Origin of the sequence: Pseudomonas sp. KnCO4, from assembly GCF_045344305.1 — a bacterium.
Taxonomy (GTDB): domain Bacteria; phylum Pseudomonadota; class Gammaproteobacteria; order Pseudomonadales; family Pseudomonadaceae; genus Aquipseudomonas; species Aquipseudomonas anuradhapurensis.
On the sequence record NZ_CP174199.1, the window covers coordinates 114,709 to 132,686 of the forward strand.

Annotated in this window: 12 protein-coding genes and 2 rRNA genes; 4 read left to right on the top strand and 10 right to left on the bottom strand. The window is 58.6% G+C overall.

All coding sequences use genetic code 11. The features are described from left to right. Positions 1-141 precede the first annotated feature (141 nt). The 10 genes from ACJA3S_RS00555 to ACJA3S_RS00600 form a co-directional block, all read right to left on the bottom strand. Positions 142-2,097, bottom strand: a complete 1,956-nt coding sequence (locus ACJA3S_RS00555; protein ID WP_406820532.1) for a DUF4105 domain-containing protein — start codon at positions 2,095-2,097, stop codon at positions 142-144. After that, the gene (locus ACJA3S_RS00560) at positions 2,094-2,414 is read right to left on the bottom strand and encodes a DUF2388 domain-containing protein (RefSeq protein ID WP_406820533.1); all 321 of its coding nucleotides are present in this window, start codon (positions 2,412-2,414) and stop codon (positions 2,094-2,096) included. The genes ACJA3S_RS00555 and ACJA3S_RS00560 overlap by 4 nt, the downstream gene beginning before the upstream one ends. Positions 2,415-2,448: 34 nt before the next feature. Beyond that, the gene (locus ACJA3S_RS00565; RefSeq protein ID WP_406820534.1) at positions 2,449-2,742 is read right to left on the bottom strand and encodes a DUF2388 domain-containing protein; all 294 of its coding nucleotides are present in this window, start codon (positions 2,740-2,742) and stop codon (positions 2,449-2,451) included. 79 nt (positions 2,743-2,821) lie between these two features. Beyond that, entirely contained in the window at positions 2,822-3,139 is a 318-nt protein-coding gene (locus ACJA3S_RS00570) for a DUF2388 domain-containing protein (RefSeq protein ID WP_170027713.1), read from the bottom strand. Between the two features lie 303 nt (positions 3,140-3,442). Next, positions 3,443-3,658 (bottom strand): DUF1127 domain-containing protein, encoded by a 216-nt coding sequence (locus ACJA3S_RS00575; protein WP_003256968.1) that lies wholly within the window; start codon positions 3,656-3,658, stop codon positions 3,443-3,445. Between the two features lie 455 nt (positions 3,659-4,113). Continuing rightward, the gene (locus ACJA3S_RS00580) at positions 4,114-5,607 is read right to left on the bottom strand and encodes an acetyl-CoA hydrolase/transferase family protein (RefSeq protein WP_170027714.1); all 1,494 of its coding nucleotides are present in this window, start codon (positions 5,605-5,607) and stop codon (positions 4,114-4,116) included. 184 nt (positions 5,608-5,791) lie between these two features. Then, positions 5,792-7,228 carry an NAD(P)(+) transhydrogenase (Re/Si-specific) subunit beta gene (locus tag ACJA3S_RS00585; RefSeq protein ID WP_170027715.1) on the bottom strand — a complete coding sequence of 479 codons (1,437 nt, stop codon included), beginning with the start codon at positions 7,226-7,228 and terminating at the stop codon, positions 5,792-5,794. 2 nt (positions 7,229-7,230) lie between these two features. Beyond that, positions 7,231-7,545 (bottom strand): NAD(P) transhydrogenase subunit alpha, encoded by a 315-nt coding sequence (locus ACJA3S_RS00590; protein WP_016484308.1) that lies wholly within the window; start codon positions 7,543-7,545, stop codon positions 7,231-7,233. An 11-nt stretch (positions 7,546-7,556) separates the two neighbouring features. After that, positions 7,557-8,678 (bottom strand): Re/Si-specific NAD(P)(+) transhydrogenase subunit alpha, encoded by a 1,122-nt coding sequence (locus ACJA3S_RS00595; protein WP_406820535.1) that lies wholly within the window; start codon positions 8,676-8,678, stop codon positions 7,557-7,559. Positions 8,679-9,115: 437 nt separating this feature from the next. After that, positions 9,116-10,015, bottom strand: a complete 900-nt coding sequence (locus ACJA3S_RS00600; RefSeq protein WP_406820536.1) for a LysR family transcriptional regulator — start codon at positions 10,013-10,015, stop codon at positions 9,116-9,118. A gap of 161 nt (positions 10,016-10,176) precedes the next feature. On the opposite strand from ACJA3S_RS00600, the gene ACJA3S_RS00605 reads away from it, so the two are divergent. From ACJA3S_RS00605 to ACJA3S_RS00620, 4 genes are all read left to right on the top strand, one after another. Then, positions 10,177-11,358 carry an acyl-CoA dehydrogenase gene (locus ACJA3S_RS00605; protein WP_225779925.1) on the top strand — a complete coding sequence of 394 codons (1,182 nt, stop codon included), beginning with the start codon at positions 10,177-10,179 and terminating at the stop codon, positions 11,356-11,358. A gap of 14 nt (positions 11,359-11,372) precedes the next feature. Further along, positions 11,373-12,593, top strand: a complete 1,221-nt coding sequence (locus ACJA3S_RS00610) for a CaiB/BaiF CoA transferase family protein (RefSeq protein ID WP_406820537.1) — start codon at positions 11,373-11,375, stop codon at positions 12,591-12,593. 569 nt (positions 12,594-13,162) lie between these two features. Then, positions 13,163-14,699, top strand: a 16S ribosomal RNA gene (locus ACJA3S_RS00615). A 316-nt stretch (positions 14,700-15,015) separates the two neighbouring features. After that, a 23S ribosomal RNA gene (locus ACJA3S_RS00620) occupies positions 15,016-17,907 on the top strand. Together the 16S and 23S rRNA genes form the textbook arrangement of a ribosomal RNA operon. Positions 17,908-17,978 lie beyond the last annotated feature (71 nt).

The window sequence follows — 17,978 nt, forward strand, 5'->3', positions numbered from 1 at the left end:
CGAGTGAGCCTGCACGCCCTGTGCGCCCTGTTCTGGCGCTTCCGTGGATGAGCCCGCTCGCACAGGTACGGCGTAGATCCCAGCTGCTGTATGGATCCTGGGGGAGCGGGTTCAGCGGTGAAGAGTTCGTTACTGCCAACCTTACAGCTGCAGGCCACCGGCGGCCTTGTGCAAGGCCCGCAAATGTTCGCCGATCTGCTTTACATTGGCCTCGACGGCAGCAATTTCCCTGGCCCGCGACGGCTCCAGCAGCGCCCTCACCTCTTTGTCCAGGTTGTTGCTCAAGCGCAACAGCTGCGCCTGCCGCTCACTGCTGACGCGCTCCAGGTGCTTGCGCTCCTGCGGTTGCGGCAGCCCGTAGCCCTTGGTGTCGAGCAACTCTGCCGGGCGGCTGAGGAAGCCGCTGTTGGCGAGCATCTGCCTGAGGGTGGCGTCGGCCTTGCTGACGCTGCCGTCATTCTGCGCGGCGGCATTCAGGTAGCGCTGTTTGACCTCGTCCTGTGCCAGCAGCAATTGCCGGCGCAAGCTGGCCTGTTCAAGCAGCAGCAAGGCGGCACTGGTGCGCAGGTCGGCCTTGGCGAACCAGGCCCGCCGTTGCTCGGCGTCCAGCCCCAGCCAGTCTTCGACCTTGTCCTGCTTGATCGGCAGCTGCTTCTTCAATACCTCGAACATGGCCTGATAGCGGTCGCGGTAGGAGTCGAAGCGGTAACCGAGGCGCAGCGCTTCGCGCGGGTCGTCAAGCACGCTGGTATCAGCCAGCCCCCTGCCCTTGAGCACCGCCAGCAAGCCGTTGGGCATGATGCTGTCAAGGTCGTTCAGGCGTGGGTTGGCAGTGCCGCTGCGCAGCAGTTTCAACGACTCCACCGCGCAGTTGTTGGACAGGAACCAGTAGTTGCCGTCGTAGCTCCAGTGCATTTCGGCGGCCTGGCGTACCAGGTTCTCTATCTCGTCGCGGCTGAGCCGCAGGGACACCGAGGCCAGGCTGCGCAGTTCGGTCTTGGTGTATTCGTCGATCACCTGGCCCAGCGGCAGCACGAACAGCCGTGAGGGATAGGCGCCGACCAGGCCGTCCCAGCTCGACAGCTGCACATCATTGACGAACGCGCGGTACGACAGCACCAGGCTCTGCTCGAGGTCGAGACGGCAGTCCGGCCCGCGTGGCCGGCCCGGCTTGCAGATCACCAGGCGCAGCATGCTGTGGCCCCAGCGGCTGACCAGGTTCTGGTTGGCTTCGGCCAGCAGATAGTCCACTTCATAGACCCGCTCAGGGTCGATTTCGCCGAGCGGCTGGCGGGCGAAATCGCTGCCGGCATTGATGAACGGCAGGCCTTTGGCGCAGGCGTCCTGTTGCGGTGCCCACCCGAAGTGCTCGCGCAGGTACTGGTTCAGTGCCGGGCGGCGGCAACCGTAGCTCGGGTCGAGGAGGAAATACTCCATGTTGACCGCGATGTATTCCTTGGGGCTGGTCAGCTCATAACTGTCCGGGCTGCGCACGAACTGGCCATTGTGCTGTTCGCGCTCGCCGCGCCGGCCCACGTATTGCTGCCAGCCGGCCAGATCGAGCAGGCGCGGGTCGTCGCTGAGGGTGAAGCGACGCTCTGCCTGGCCACGGCATGCCTCGGGCAGGCCGATCTTGCCAAGCGTGCCTTGCTGGCGCTTGCAGCGGGCGATCAGCGAGCTTTCGGCGCTAGGCCACAGCCGGGCGCGGTCGTAGATATGCGTGAGCTCGTGCAGCACGGTAGCCAGCAGTTCTTGACGCACCGTGCCATGTGGGCGGTTGGTACGTTCGCTGGCAGCACTGCCATCAGCGAGGCTGGGCAGCAGGCGACGGTTAAGCTCCAGGGTAGAGACCAGCGATGCCTGGCCATAGGCGTCGGCCGGCATGTTGTCGCTCCAGCTGACCCGCACACGGCGGTCCAGCTGTTGCTTGAAACGGGGTGGGAGCTTGCCCAGGGCTTCGTCGAGCAGGGCCTGGGTGGCTTGAGTTTGTTGCGAATCAAGGCCGGACGCCTGCAGCTCGAGCTGCAGGTCGGCCAGGGCGGGCGTGCCGAGCAGCGTCAGGGCGCAGCCGAGCAGCCAGGCGCGCACGCGGTTCACAGCGCGAGGATGGCTTCAGCCAGTACCTGGTCGCTGGCGCCGCGTGCTTCCGGCACGCGCTCGCGCAAGGTATTGAAGGCTGCCTCCAGCTGGGCGCCGCGGATATCACCGTTGCTTGCGACGAAGCTGGCAGCGTCGTCATGGGCTTCGCGCACCACTTTGGAGTCGCGGATCGAGGTGGTGGTGTCAGAAGTGAAATCGATCGAGCGGCCAAAGGCACGCACGATGATATTGCTGGTGGCCACCAGGGTCTGTGCCTGGGCCACGTCGGCCAGCAGGAGCATGCCGAGGGTAGCGGCAATCAGCGGTTTACGCATGGAACATCTCCGAAAATACAAGGAGCCAGATGAATTATTGGACGAGAATTGCTTGCGCCAGTTCCAGGTCGCCGACGGCCTGCCATGCGCAGTCGTGGCGTAACGACTGCAGTGCTGCCTCAAGCCGCACGCCACGGATCTGGCCGTCGCTGGCAACGAAGGCAGCCGCATCGTCGCGGGCCTGGCGGACCAGTTTACGGTCGAACGGTGCAGTGGTGACCTGGCTGGTGACATAGCCTGTGATGACCAGGCCTTGCGTGGTGGTATCCAGGGCATGGGCATTGGCCACGCCAACAACGGAGAACAACAGCGGCAGCAGATAACGCATGGGCTTTACGACAGCTGGAAACGTGGGAGCAACGGCCCGTGCCGGCGCTAACCGGCACAGCCGCACGAATCAGTCGGGGTCAGAGCGCCAGGATGGCCTGGGCCAGTTGCGCGTCGCTGGCCTGCAGCGCTGGCATCTGCGAACGGATGTGCAGGAACGCGCTCTCCAGCTTGGCACCGCGGATATCCCCTTGGCTGCCAACGAAGCTGGCGGCGTCGTCACGGGCAGCCTGGACAATCTTGTCGTCACGGAACGAGGAAGAAATGTCGGAAGTGGCATCGGTGGACGCAGCCACTGCGCCAACGACGGCGTCAGTGGTGACAACGAAGCTGGTGGCGCTTGCGGTGCCGGCCAGGCTCAGCATCAGGGCTGCGCCGATCAGGTATTTACGAGACATGATGGTGGACTCCTGGACTAGGGTCGGGTGGTTCTGCTTATCGGACGCTCGCACAGCTCGTCGCGGTACTTTTAACAGTGGGTTCTACCAGACTGTAAAGCCAAGCGTATCACGCGCCGGTGTTTCCAGATGTTAATGAACGGCGGGAGAGTAATTGTACCGGTTGATTTACAAGTTATAAGAACTGTACTGGTATCGCCTGCAAAGGCTCTAGCATGGGCTTTACAAACAAAAAACCCGCTGCAGTCTCCTGCAACGGGTTTTGAGAATTCGCGGTGCCGGCCGAAGCCGGCAAGCCGGAGCTTAGCGCCAGAAAGGCTTGCTCAGCTCTTCGTAACGCTGCGACTCGCTGATACCAGCATCGGCCAGCAGGCGGGCGTCCAGGCGAGCCAGTTGACGGCGGCTGGCCATACGGCGCTGCCACAGCAGCAGGGTGGACAGGGCGCGCAGCGGCAGCGAAGCGTTGGATTGTTGGGCGTTGCTTTCAAAAACCAGACCGGAACTGAGGGTACGTTCCATGATGTTTCATCCTTCCGCTTATGGCGGGATTAGGTAGTGATTTAACTGATGCCAATGATCCTCCTCTGCCGTCCATAACAGTAGATACAGTTCAGTGGAAAGACGATGGCTCAGTTAACTGTGTAACCCTACTGTTGCACCCGAAATAGGCGTAACTGTACTGGTCCGCACACATATGGTGCGTTTTTAGGTCTGTAGAGGGTTTGGTTCGGTTCGCAGCGGTAAGAATACAAGTACAGTAGAACAGTTTTTGCTGAACAGAATGATTGGCCTGTACAGCACAGTCTTGTAGGAGCGGCCTTGTGTCGCGATAGGGCCGCAAAGCGGCCCCAAGATCCGATGTTACAGCTGAGATTGCAGGGGCTGCTGCGCAGCCCATCGCGGCCCAAGGCCGCGCCTACAGATACAAGGACCGGAACAGCGGAAGCAGGGCCGCCATTCCGGGAACGGTGTGGTCAGCCAGCCAACATGCGCCCGGTTTCTTCCAGGTTTTCGTGCCAGCTCAGCGCTTCACGCAGGATATGCGGAGTATGGCCGCCCCGCTGGCAGGCGCGTTCGAAGTAATCGTTCAGCGCAGCGCGATAGTCCGGGTGCACACAGTTGTCGATGATCGCCCTTGCCCGTTCACGCGGCGCCAGGCCACGCAGGTCGGCCAGGCCTTGCTCGGTCACCAGGATGTCGACGTCGTGCTCGGTGTGGTCGACGTGGCTTACCATCGGTACCACGCTGGAGATCGCGCCACCTTTGGCAATCGACTTGGTGACGAATACCGCCAGGTGAGCGTTACGGGCGAAGTCCCCCGAGCCACCGATGCCGTTCATCATCCTGGTGCCGCACACATGGGTGGAGTTGACGTTGCCGTAGATATCGAACTCCAGCGCCGTGTTGATACCAATGATGCCCAGGCGCCGGACCACTTCCGGATGGTTGGAGATTTCCTGCGGGCGCAGCACCAACTTGTCCTTGTAGCGCTCCAGGTTACCGAACACGTCGGCGTTACGGCGGGTGGACAAGGTGATCGAGCTGCCCGAGGCGAAGCTCAGCTTGCCGGCATCGATCAGGTCGAAGGTGGAGTCCTGCAGTACTTCGGAGTACATGGTCAGGTCTTCGAACGGTGATTCGATCAGGCCGCACATCACCGCGTTGGCGATGCTGCCGATACCGGCCTGCAGCGGGCCGAGCTTGTTGGTCATGCGGCCAGCTTCCACTTCCTTCTTGAAGAAGTTGATCAGGTGGTCGGCGATGCCCTGGGTTTCGTCATCCGGCGGCAGGACGGTGGATGGCGAGTCCGGCTGGTCGCTGATGACGATACCGACGATCTTGGCCGGGTCGATCGGGATCGCGGTGCTGCCGATTCGGTCGTCTACCTTGACCAGCGGGATAGGCGTGCGGGTCGGGCGGTAGGTGGGGATATAAATGTCGTGCAGGCCTTCGAGGTTGGTGTTGTGCGAGAGGTTGATCTCGACAATCACCTGCTTGGCGAAGATCGCGAAGCTGGCCGAGTTGCCCACCGAGGTGGTTGGCACGATATGGCCTTGCTCGGTGATGGCCACGGCTTCGATGACCGCGATGTCCGGCAGCTTCAACTGCTGGTTGCGCAGTTGTTCGACGGTTTCCGACAGGTGCTGGTCGATGAACATCACCTTGCCGTCGTTGATGGCCTTGCGCAGTGTGCTGTCGACCTGGAACGGCATGCGACGAGCCAGCACGCCGGCCTCGGTCAGTTGCTTGTCCAGGTCGTTGCCCAGGCTGGCGCCGGTCATCAGGCTGATTTTCAGTGGCGACTGCTTGGCTCGCTCGGCCAGGGCATGCGGCACGGCCTTGGCTTCGCCAGCGCGGGTGAAACCGCTCATGCCGACGGTCATGCCGTCCTCGATCAGACCAGCGGCATCAGCCGCACTCATTACCTTGCTATGCAGGGAGGACAAGCGGATACGATCACGGTACATGGATTGTTATCTCGGGCTACTGAAACTACTGCAGCGCAGTCTAGAGACTTCGCCCCTTGCCGTCCCACGACCATGGTCGTATGAGAAGCCTTGAAGTAGAGCCGTTGATCCGGATCAATCAAAAAAGCCCCGGCAGATTCTGACCGGGGCTTTCTTTATATCAGCTGGTTTGCAGTAGCGGCTGTCACTCTACTGCCTTGACCATGTCCTCGATGACTTTCTTGGCATCGCCAAACACCATCATGGTCTTGTCGAGGTAGAACAGTTCGTTGTCCAGCCCGGCATAGCCGCTGGCCATGGAGCGCTTGTTGACGATGATGGTCTTGGCCTTGAAGGCTTCGAGGATCGGCATACCGGCAATCGGCGATTTGGGGTCGTTCTTCGCGGCCGGGTTGACCACGTCGTTGGCGCCCAGAACCAGTACCACGTCGGCCTGACCGAACTCGGCGTTGATATCTTCCATCTCGAACACCTGGTCGTAAGGCACTTCCGCCTCGGCCAGCAACACGTTCATGTGCCCGGGCATACGGCCGGCCACCGGGTGGATCGCGTACTTCACGGTCACACCGTTGTGGCTCAGCTTCTCGGTCAGTTCCTTCAGTGCGTGCTGTGCGCGGGCCACCGCCAAGCCGTAGCCCGGGACGATGATCACGCTGTCGGCGTTGCTGAGCAGGAAGGTGGCATCGTCAGCCGAGCCGGATTTCACCGGGCGCTGCTCTTTCGAGCCTTGCGCCGCGCCAGCATCGGTATCGCCGCCGAAACCGCCAAGGATGACGTTGAAGAACGAACGGTTCATTGCCTTGCACATGATGTACGAAAGGATGGCACCGGACGAACCGACCAGCGAGCCTGCAATGATCAGCATCGAGTTGTTCAGCGAGAAGCCGATGCCGGCCGCTGCCCAGCCCGAATAGCTGTTGAGCATCGACACCACCACCGGCATGTCGGCGCCGCCGATCGGAATAATGATCAGCACGCCCATGATGAAGGCCAATACCAGCATCAGGGTGAAGGCGCTGTAGTGCCCGGTGAAGGTAAACAGCAAGCCCAGCGCGATGGTGGTCAGGCCGAGGATCAGGTTCAGTTTGTGCTGGCCGGCGAACTGTACCGGTGCGCCCTGGAACAGGCGGAACTTGTACTTGCCCGAAAGCTTGCCGAAGGCAATCACCGAACCGGAGAAGGTAATGGCACCGATGGCCGCGCCGAGGAACAGCTCCAGGCGGTTACCGGTGGGGATTGGGTCGCTGATCGCGGCGACGATGCCCATCGATTGCGGCTCCAGCACGGCAGCGATGGCGATGAACACCGCGGCCAGGCCGATCATGCTGTGCATGAAGGCGACCAGCTCCGGCATCTTGGTCATCTCGACGCGCTTGGCCATGATCGAGCCAGCGCTACCGCCGACCAGCAGGCCAACCAGGACGTAGCCGATGCCGGCGGTAGCCAGCTCGGCACCAAGCTTGTAGATAAGGCCAACCGTGGTGAGGATGGCGATCCCCATGCCGATCATGCCGAACAGGTTGCCGCGCCGCGAGGTGGTCGGATGCGACAGGCCCTTGAGCGCCTGGATGAAGCAGACCGAGGCGACAAGGTAGAGGAGTGTTACCAGATTCATGCTCATGCTTACTTCTGCCCCTCGTTCTTGGCTTTCTTCTTGAACATCTCAAGCATGCGGCGGGTGACCAGGAAGCCACCGAACACATTGACCGCGGCCAGGGCCACGGCGAGGGTACCCATCAGCTTGCCGGCCGGGGTCACGGTCAGCGCGGCGGCCAGCATGGCGCCGACGATGACGATGGCGGAGATGGCGTTGGTGACGGCCATCAGCGGGGTGTGCAGCGCCGGGGTGACGTTCCAGACCACGTGGTAGCCCACATAGATGGCCAGCACGAAGATGATCAGGTTGTAGATGCCATGGGAAATCAGCATGTCTTCCATTGTCGTGCTCCTTAGCCGTTCTTGCGGACGACCTGGCCATCGCGGCACATCAGGCAGGCCGCGACGATGTCGTCTTCGAGGTTGATGACCAGCACGCCGTCCTTGTCGAACAGCAGCTTCATGAAGTCCAGCAGGTTGCGCGCATACAGCGCCGAAGCATCGGCAGCCACCTGGGCTGGCAGGTTGGTCGGGCCGACGATAGTCACGCCGTTGTGCTGCACCACCTGGTCGGCGATGGTCAGCGGGCAATTGCCGCCCTGGGCTGCTGCAAGGTCGATGACCACCGAGCCAGGCTTCATCTGCGCGACGGTTTCGGCGCTGAGCAGGGTTGGCGCCTTGCGCCCTGGGATAAGCGCGGTGGTGATGACGATATCCGCTTGCTTGGCGCGCTCGTGCACGGCCTGGGCCTGGCGTTGCATCCAGCTGGCTGGCATCGGCCGGGCGTACCCACCCACGCCTTCGGCGCACTCGCGTTCCTCATCGGTCTCGTACGGCACGTCGATGAACTTCGCACCCAGCGACTCGATCTGCTCCTTCACCGCCGGGCGTACATCCGAAGCCTCGATCACTGCGCCCAGGCGCTTGGCCGTGGCGATGGCCTGCAGGCCGGCAACGCCCGCCCCCAAAATCAGCACGCGCGCAGCCTTAACGGTACCGGCGGCGGTCATCAGCATGGGCATGAAACGTGGATAGTGATGGGCTGCCAGCAACACTGCCTTGTAACCGGCGATGTTGGCCTGCGACGACAGCACATCGAGGCTCTGGGCCCGCGAGGTGCGTGGCGCGGCTTCCAGGGCGAAGGCGGTAATGCCGCGTTCGGCCATCTTGCCGATCAGCTCGTTGTTGAAGGGATTGAGCATGCCCACCAGGAGGCTGCCGCTGTTGATAAGGGCCAGTTCCTGGTCGTCGGGGGCGACCACCTTGAGCACCAATTGGGCGCCGTAGGCATCGGCTGCACTCCCCAGGGAAGCGCCCACGGCCTCATAGGCACTGTCCGGAATGCTGGCATTGAGCCCTGCCCCCCGTTGGACGGTCACCTGATGGCCCTGGCCAATCAGTTTCTTGATGGTTTCGGGGGTCGCAGCGACCCTTGTCTCACCGGTCTGCGTCTCGAGAGGAACACCAATGTGCACGACTATTTCTCCTGCGGTGACCTTTTGTCTTTGTAAAAGCCAACACACTTCGGATGGTGCGCTGGGGCGGCTGTGGAGCGCCGGCCCGCCGAATCCTGGGCGGGCGAAGCATTTTGCAGACGAAGCCAGGGGCCTTCAACCGGTTCTGGAGCGAAACGAAGTCAAAACTACAAGTCACCCTGTGACCGTATGTCGCAACGGTCAGGCTGCAGCCCGTCAAGCAAGGGCTATTGGCAGACTAGGAGAAAAAATCAAAAATTTTCTGGCCAATTCGCTTACAGCTTGGTGAATGTCGCAAAATAACCCGCAAAGCCGCGCAGTAAGCCGGGTCAAACAGGATTTTTGCACTCGCATAACAGTTTATGTCTATGCGACAAATACATATATCTGTAGGTGTTTAAAATAATTGACTACGAAGTCAGGTTGTAGCGCTTCAACTAAGTTCTTGCTGTGTATGCCTGGGCCTGACCAACCAGCCAGTCGCGGAAAGCGCGCAGCGAAGCCGACTCCACCTTGCGCTCCGGAATCATCAGATAGTAGGCCTTGTCACTGCTGAGGGCATGCCTGTTAGCGACCACCAACCTACCCTCCTCCAACTCGCGCTGGATCAGGAATGGCGGAATCAGGGCAATGCCCATTTCATGCATGGCCGCCTGGGCGAGCATCGAGAATAGTTCATAGCGCGGGCCTGTCATGTCGCGTTCCACGTTCATGCCGATGCTGCTGAACCATTGGCGCCAGGCATAGGGGCGCGTGCTTTGCTGCAGCAACGGCAGTTCGGCAATCCGCTGTGGCTCGAGCGTACCCTGGCCGTGCAGCAGCGCCGGGCTGCATACCGGTACCGGGTTTTCTCCCATCAGCCGGTGCGACTGGGTGCCGGACCAGTCGCCATCGCCAAAGTAGATGGCTGCATCGAAGGTCGTGTCGGCAAACAGGAAAGGCCGGGTGCGATTGGTGAGGTTGACCGTGACCTCTGGGTGACGCTGCTGGAAATCCTTGAGCCGCGGGAGCAGCCACTGGGTGCCGAAGGTAGGCACCACGGCCAATTCGATCACATTGGCGCCCTGCTGGCGCATCACCGACAAGGTGTCGCGCTCGACCGCATCCAGCTGGGCGGCTACCTGGCGGCTGTAGGAAAGGCCGGCTTCGGTCAATTTCACTCCACGCCGCGAGCGGCGGAACAGTTCCACATTGAGGAAAGCTTCCAGGCCCGCTATCTGCCGACAAACAGCCCCCTGGGTCAGGGCGAGCTCCTGGGCGGCTTTGGTAAAGCTCTCGTTGCGCGCCGCCGCTTCGAAGCAAACCAGCGCAGCGGTACTGGGAATCTTGCGCCGCATGTACGTCAACCTCACTTGTCACGCTGTCAACAAGGCGTTTCGCCCCTTTACGAAGTGACAAATTATCACTAATTGGTGCGCAATCCTCGTTTGTCCCCGCAGCCGATCAGGCCTAGGCTCAAAGGCACAAGAAACTGCTCCCAATTTCGAGGATTTCACTCATGGCCGGTAAAGCAAGCTTCAACTGGATCGACCCGCTGCTGCTCGATCAGCAGCTCACTGAAGAAGAGCGCATGGTGCGTGACAGCGCTTATCAGTTCGCCCAGGACAAGCTCGCGCCGCGGGTGCTCGAGGCCTTCCGTCATGAGCAGACCGACCCTGCGATCTTCCGTGAAATGGGTGAGGTCGGGCTGCTGGGCGCCACCATTCCCGAGCAGTATGGTGGCAGTGGCCTGAACTACGTGTGCTACGGCCTCATCGCCCGCGAGGTGGAGCGTATCGACTCGGGTTACCGCTCGATGATGAGCGTACAGTCCTCGCTGGTGATGGTGCCGATCAACGAATTCGGTACCGAGGCGCAGAAGCAGAAGTACCTGCCCAAGCTGGCCAGCGGCGAATGGATCGGCTGCTTCGGCCTGACCGAGCCTAACCACGGCTCCGACCCGGGTTCGATGATTACCCGTGCACGCAAGGTCGACGGCGGCTACCGCCTGACCGGCAGCAAGATGTGGATCACCAACAGTCCGATCGCCGATGTGTTCGTAGTCTGGGCCAAGGATGACGAGGGGGATATCCGCGGCTTTGTCCTGGAAAAGGGCTGGGAAGGTCTCAGTGCGCCGGCGATCCACGGCAAGGTTGGCTTGCGCGCCTCGATCACCGGCGAAATTGTCATGGACAATGTGTTCGTGCCGGAAGAGAACATATTCCCTGACGTGCGCGGCCTCAAAGGTCCGTTCACCTGCCTGAACTCGGCGCGCTATGGCATCTCCTGGGGGGCGCTGGGTGCCGCCGAAGCCTGCTGGCACACCGCGCGTCAGTACACCCTGGACCGGCAGCAGTTCGGTCGCCCATTGGCGGCCAATCAGCTGATCCAGAAAAAGCTGGCCGACATGCAGACCGAAATCACCCTGGCGCTGCAGGGCTGCCTGCGCCTTGGGCGGATGAAGGACGAAGGCACGGCTGCAGTGGAAATCACCTCGATCATGAAGCGCAACTCCTGCGGCAAGGCACTGGATATCGCCCGCATGGCCCGTGACATGCTGGGTGGCAATGGCATTTCCGATGAATTCGGTGTGGCCCGTCACCTGGTCAACCTTGAGGTGGTCAACACCTATGAAGGTACCCATGACGTGCATGCGCTGATCCTGGGGCGTGCGCAAACCGGTATCCAGGCCTTCTATTGATAAGGAGCCAGCCCATGGGCGCGCTATCACATCTGCGGGTGTTGGACCTTTCGCGCGTGTTGGCCGGCCCATGGTCTGGCCAGATTCTCGCTGACCTCGGCGCTGATGTGATCAAGGTCGAGCGCCCTGGCAGTGGCGACGACACGCGCTCATGGGGGCCGCCCTTCCTCAAGGATGCCGAGGGGCAGAATACCAGCGAGGCTGCTTATTACCTGTCGGCCAACCGCAACAAGCGCTCGGTGACCATCGATTTCACCCAGCCCGAGGGGCAACGCCTGGTGCGTGAGTTGGCGGCAAAGTCCGATATCGTCATCGAGAACTTCAAGGTGGGTGGGTTGGCTGCCTATGGCCTGGACTACCCAAGCCTGAAAGCCATCAATCCGCGGCTTATCTACTGTTCCATCACCGGCTTCGGCCAGACCGGGCCTTATGCCAAGCGCGCCGGCTATGACTTCATGATCCAGGGGTTGGGTGGGCTGATGAGCCTGACCGGCCGCCCGGAGGGTGAGCTAGGCGCAGGGCCGGTGAAAGTGGGAGTGGCGCTGACCGACATCCTGACCGGGCTGTATTCCACCGTGGCGGTGCTCGCTGCCCTCGCCCACCGGGAGCAGACCGGAGTGGGCCAGCACGTCGACATGGCATTGCTCGATGTTCAAGTCGCCTGCCTGGCCAACCAGGCGATGAACTACCTGACCACAGGTGTACCGCCTCGTCGCCTGGGAAATGCGCATCCGAATATCGTGCCGTACCAGGACTTCCCGACGGCGGATGGCGATTTCATCCTTACCGTGGGTAACGACAGCCAGTTCCGCAAGTTTGCCGAGGTGGCCGGGCAACCACAATGGGCGGACGATCCGCGCTTCATTACCAATAAAATGCGAGTGGCCAACCGGGCGGAACTGATCCCTTTGATTCGTCAGGCCACGGTGTTCAAGACCACTGCCGAGTGGGTGAGCCAGCTGGAGGCCGCCGGGGTGCCGTGTGGGCCTATCAATGACCTGGCGCAGATGTTCCAGGACCCGCAGGTGCTCGCGCGTGGGTTGGCGGTGCACATTCCACACCCATTGGCGGGTAGCGTGCCGCAGGTGGCGAGCCCTATCCGCCTGTCGGAGACGCCGGTGGAATACCGACGGGCGCCGCCTCTGCTGGGTGAGCATACCGATGCGGTGCTGGTAGACGTGCTGGGGTTGGATGCAGATGAGGTGCGACGGCTTCGCGATACCGGCGTGCTATGAAGGCGTATGGCGTTGATCAAAAGCGGGGTGGCCGTCAGGCCACCCCGCTTTGCTTTTCAGCGATATTCAGCTTTCTTCGAATTCAAGGGTTGACGCGGTCTGGAATGCCCTTATAATGCGCCCCACTTCCGAGGTGGTCGAAACGCAAAACTCCTTGATAATCAAAGGGTTGAGTAATTCAGGTAGTATCGGAAGTGCTTCGATCGAATGATCGGCAGCGGTCGAGATGAAGGTTGACAGCGTTTCAAAACGCTGTATGATTCGCCTCCCGCTACGAGAGATCGCAGCGAGTCAAGTGTTTGAAGCTAAACGAGTTTCTCGCAAAAAACTTCAAAATAAACGCTTGACAGCAAATGAGGAAAGCGTAGAATGCGCGCCTCGGTTGAGACGAAACGCTCTTAACCAAACGCTCTTTAACAAATCGAATCAAGCAATTCGTGTGGGTGCTTGTGAGTACGGACTGATAGTCAAAAAGATTATCAGCATCACAGGTGGCCATGCGAGAAATCACATAGTCATTTGAGATTGCTGAGCCAAGTTTAGGGTTTCTTAAAAACCCAAGCAGTATTGAACTGAAGAGTTTGATCATGGCTCAGATTGAACGCTGGCGGCAGGCCTAACACATGCAAGTCGAGCGGATGACGGGAGCTTGCTCCTTGATTCAGCGGCGGACGGGTGAGTAATGCCTAGGAATCTGCCTGGTAGTGGGGGACAACGTTTCGAAAGGAACGCTAATACCGCATACGTCCTACGGGAGAAAGTGGGGGATCTTCGGACCTCACGCTATCAGATGAGCCTAGGTCGGATTAGCTAGTTGGTGAGGTAATGGCTCACCAAGGCGACGATCCGTAACTGGTCTGAGAGGATGATCAGTCACACTGGAACTGAGACACGGTCCAGACTCCTACGGGAGGCAGCAGTGGGGAATATTGGACAATGGGCGAAAGCCTGATCCAGCCATGCCGCGTGTGTGAAGAAGGTCTTCGGATTGTAAAGCACTTTAAGTTGGGAGGAAGGGCAGTAAGTTAATACCTTGCTGTTTTGACGTTACCGACAGAATAAGCACCGGCTAACTCTGTGCCAGCAGCCGCGGTAATACAGAGGGTGCAAGCGTTAATCGGAATTACTGGGCGTAAAGCGCGCGTAGGTGGTTCGTTAAGTTGGATGTGAAAGCCCCGGGCTCAACCTGGGAACTGCATCCAAAACTGGCGAGCTAGAGTACGGTAGAGGGTGGTGGAATTTCCTGTGTAGCGGTGAAATGCGTAGATATAGGAAGGAACACCAGTGGCGAAGGCGACCACCTGGACTGATACTGACACTGAGGTGCGAAAGCGTGGGGAGCAAACAGGATTAGATACCCTGGTAGTCCACGCCGTAAACGATGTCAACTAGCCGTTGGAATCCTTGAGATTTTAGTGGCGCAGCTAACGCATTAAGTTGACCGCCTGGGGAGTACGGCCGCAAGGTTAAAACTCAAATGAATTGACGGGGGCCCGCACAAGCGGTGGAGCATGTGGTTTAATTCGAAGCAACGCGAAGAACCTTACCAGGCCTTGACATGCAGAGAACTTTCCAGAGATGGATTGGTGCCTTCGGGAACTCTGACACAGGTGCTGCATGGCTGTCGTCAGCTCGTGTCGTGAGATGTTGGGTTAAGTCCCGTAACGAGCGCAACCCTTGTCCTTAGTTACCAGCACGTTATGGTGGGCACTCTAAGGAGACTGCCGGTGACAAACCGGAGGAAGGTGGGGATGACGTCAAGTCATCATGGCCCTTACGGCCTGGGCTACACACGTGCTACAATGGTCGGTACAGAGGGTTGCCAAGCCGCGAGGTGGAGCTAATCTCACAAAACCGATCGTAGTCCGGATCGCAGTCTGCAACTCGACTGCGTGAAGTCGGAATCGCTAGTAATCGCGAATCAGAATGTCGCGGTGAATACGTTCCCGGGCCTTGTACACACCGCCCGTCACACCATGGGAGTGGGTTGCACCAGAAGTAGCTAGTCTAACCTTCGGGAGGACGGTTACCACGGTGTGATTCATGACTGGGGTGAAGTCGTAACAAGGTAGCCGTAGGGGAACCTGCGGCTGGATCACCTCCTTAATCGACGACATCAGCCTGCTGATGAGCTCCCACACGAATTGCTTGATTCATGGTTGAAGACGATCAAGGCCCTGTCTGGGTCAAGTTTTGTTCCTGATCAAACTCAGAAATGAGCATTCGCTTCGAATGTTGATTTCTGGCTTTTGTCAGATCGTTCTTTAAAAATTCGGATATGTGATAGATATAGACTGATGGCCAGTTTCACTGCTGGTTAATCAGGCTAAGGTAAAATTTGTGAGTTCTGCTCGAAAGAGCAACATGCGAATTTTCGGCGAATGTCGTCTTCACAGTATAACCAGATTGCTTGGGGTTATATGGTCAAGTGAAGAAGCGCATACGGTGGATGCCTTGGCAGTCAGAGGCGATGAAAGACGTGGTAGCCTGCGATAAGCTTTGGGGAGTCGGCAAACAGACTGTGATCCAGAGATCTCTGAATGGGGGAACCCACTCAGCACAAGCTGAGTATCTTGTACTGAATACATAGGTGCAAGAGGCGAACCAGGGGAACTGAAACATCTAAGTACCCTGAGGAAAAGAAATCAACCGAGATTCCCTTAGTAGTGGCGAGCGAACGGGGACCAGCCCTTAAGTTGATTTGAGATTAGTGGAACGCTCTGGAAAGTGCGGCCATAGTGGGTGATAGCCCCGTACACGAAAATCTCTTGTCAATGAAATCGAGTAGGACGGAGCACGAGAAACTTTGTCTGAACATGGGGGGACCATCCTCCAAGGCTAAATACTACTGACTGACCGATAGTGAACCAGTACCGTGAGGGAAAGGCGAAAAGAACCCCGGAGAGGGGAGTGAAATAGAACCTGAAACCGTATGCGTACAAGCAGTGGGAGCCTACTTTGTTAGGTGACTGCGTACCTTTTGTATAATGGGTCAGCGACTTATATTCAGTGGCGAGCTTAACCGAATAGGGGAGGCGTAGCGAAAGCGAGTCTTAATAGGGCGTTTAGTCGCTGGGTATAGACCCGAAACCGGGCGATCTATCCATGGGCAGGTTGAAGGTTAGGTAACACTGACTGGAGGACCGAACCGACTACCGTTGAAAAGTTAGCGGATGACCTGTGGATCGGAGTGAAAGGCTAATCAAGCTCGGAGATAGCTGGTTCTCCTCGAAAGCTATTTAGGTAGCGCCTCATGTATCACTCCAGGGGGTAGAGCACTGTTTCGGCTAGGGGGTCATCCCGACTTACCAAACCGATGCAAACTCCGAATACCTGGAAGTGCCGAGCATGGGAGACACACGGCGGGTGCTAACGTCCGTCGTGAAAAGGGAAACAACCCAGACCGTCAGCTAAGGTCCCAAAGTCATGGTTAAGTGGGAAACGATGTGGGAAGGCTTAGACAGCTAGGAGGTTGGCTTAGAAGCAGCCACCCTTTAAAGAAAGCGTAATAGCTCACTAGTCGAGTCGGCCTGCGCGGAAGATGTAACGGGGCTCAAACCATGCACCGAAGCTACGGGTGTCATCTTTGATGACGCGGTAGAGGAGCGTTCTGTAAGCCTGTGAAGGTGAGTTGAGAAGCTTGCTGGAGGTATCAGAAGTGCGAATGCTGACATGAGTAACGACAATGCGAGTGAAAAACTCGCACGCCGAAAGACCAAGGTTTCCTGCGCAACGTTAATCGACGCAGGGTTAGTCGGTCCCTAAGGCGAGGCTGAAAAGCGTAGTCGATGGAAAACAGGTTAATATTCCTGTACTTCCAGTTATTGCGATGGAGGGACGGAGAAGGTTAGGCCAGCCTGGCGTTGGTTGTCCAGGTTTAAGGTGGTAGGCTGGAATCTTAGGCAAATCCGGGATTTCAAGGCCGAGAGCTGATGACGAGTTGCCTTTAGGCGACGAAGTGGTTGATACCATGCTTCCAAGAAAAGCTCCTAAGCTTCAGATAACTGGGAACCGTACCCCAAACCGACACAGGTGGTTAGGTAGAGAATACCAAGGCGCTTGAGAGAACTCGGGTGAAGGAACTAGGCAAAATGGCACCGTAACTTCGGGAGAAGGTGCGCCGGCGAGGGTGAAGGACTTGCTCCGTAAGCCCATGCCGGTCGAAGATACCAGGCCGCTGCGACTGTTTATTAAAAACACAGCACTCTGCAAACACGAAAGTGGACGTATAGGGTGTGACGCCTGCCCGGTGCCGGAAGGTTAATTGATGGGGTTAGCGCAAGCGAAGCTCTTGATCGAAGCCCCGGTAAACGGCGGCCGTAACTATAACGGTCCTAAGGTAGCGAAATTCCTTGTCGGGTAAGTTCCGACCTGCACGAATGGCGTAACGATGGCGGCGCTGTCTCCACCCGAGACTCAGTGAAATTGAAATCGCTGTGAAGATGCAGTGTATCCGCGGCTAGACGGAAAGACCCCGTGAACCTTTACTATAGCTTTGCACTGGACTTTGAATTTGCTTGTGTAGGATAGGTGGGAGGCTTTGAAGTGGGGACGCCAGTTCTCATGGAGCCATCCTTGAAATACCACCCTGGCAACTTTGAGGTTCTAACTCAGGTCCGTTATCCGGATCGAGGACAGTGTATGGTGGGTAGTTTGACTGGGGCGGTCTCCTCCCAAAGAGTAACGGAGGAGTACGAAGGTGCGCTCAGACCGGTCGGAAATCGGTCGTAGAGTATAAAGGCAAAAGCGCGCTTGACTGCGAGACAAACACGTCGAGCAGGTACGAAAGTAGGTCTTAGTGATCCGGTGGTTCTGTATGGAAGGGCCATCGCTCAACGGATAAAAGGTACTCCGGGGATAACAGGCTGATACCGCCCAAGAGTTCATATCGACGGCGGTGTTTGGCACCTCGATGTCGGCTCATCACATCCTGGGGCTGAAGCCGGTCCCAAGGGTATGGCTGTTCGCCATTTAAAGTGGTACGCGAGCTGGGTTTAGAACGTCGTGAGACAGTTCGGTCCCTATCTGCCGTGGACGTTTGAGATTTGAGAGGGGCTGCTCCTAGTACGAGAGGACCGGAGTGGACGAACCTCTGGTGTTCCGGTTGTCACGCCAGTGGCATTGCCGGGTAGCTATGTTCGGAAGAGATAACCGCTGAAAGCATCTAAGCGGGAAACTTGCCTCAAGATGAGATCTCACTGGAACCTTGAGTTCCCTGAAGGGCCGTCGAAGACTACGACGTTGATAGGTTGGGTGTGTAAGCGCTGTGAGGCGTTGAGCTAACCAATACTAATTGCCCGTGAGGCTTGACCATATAACACCCAAGCAATTTGCTGACGCAGATTGCGGTGGTGAAGATGATACGAACCGAAAGTTCGCAACGAA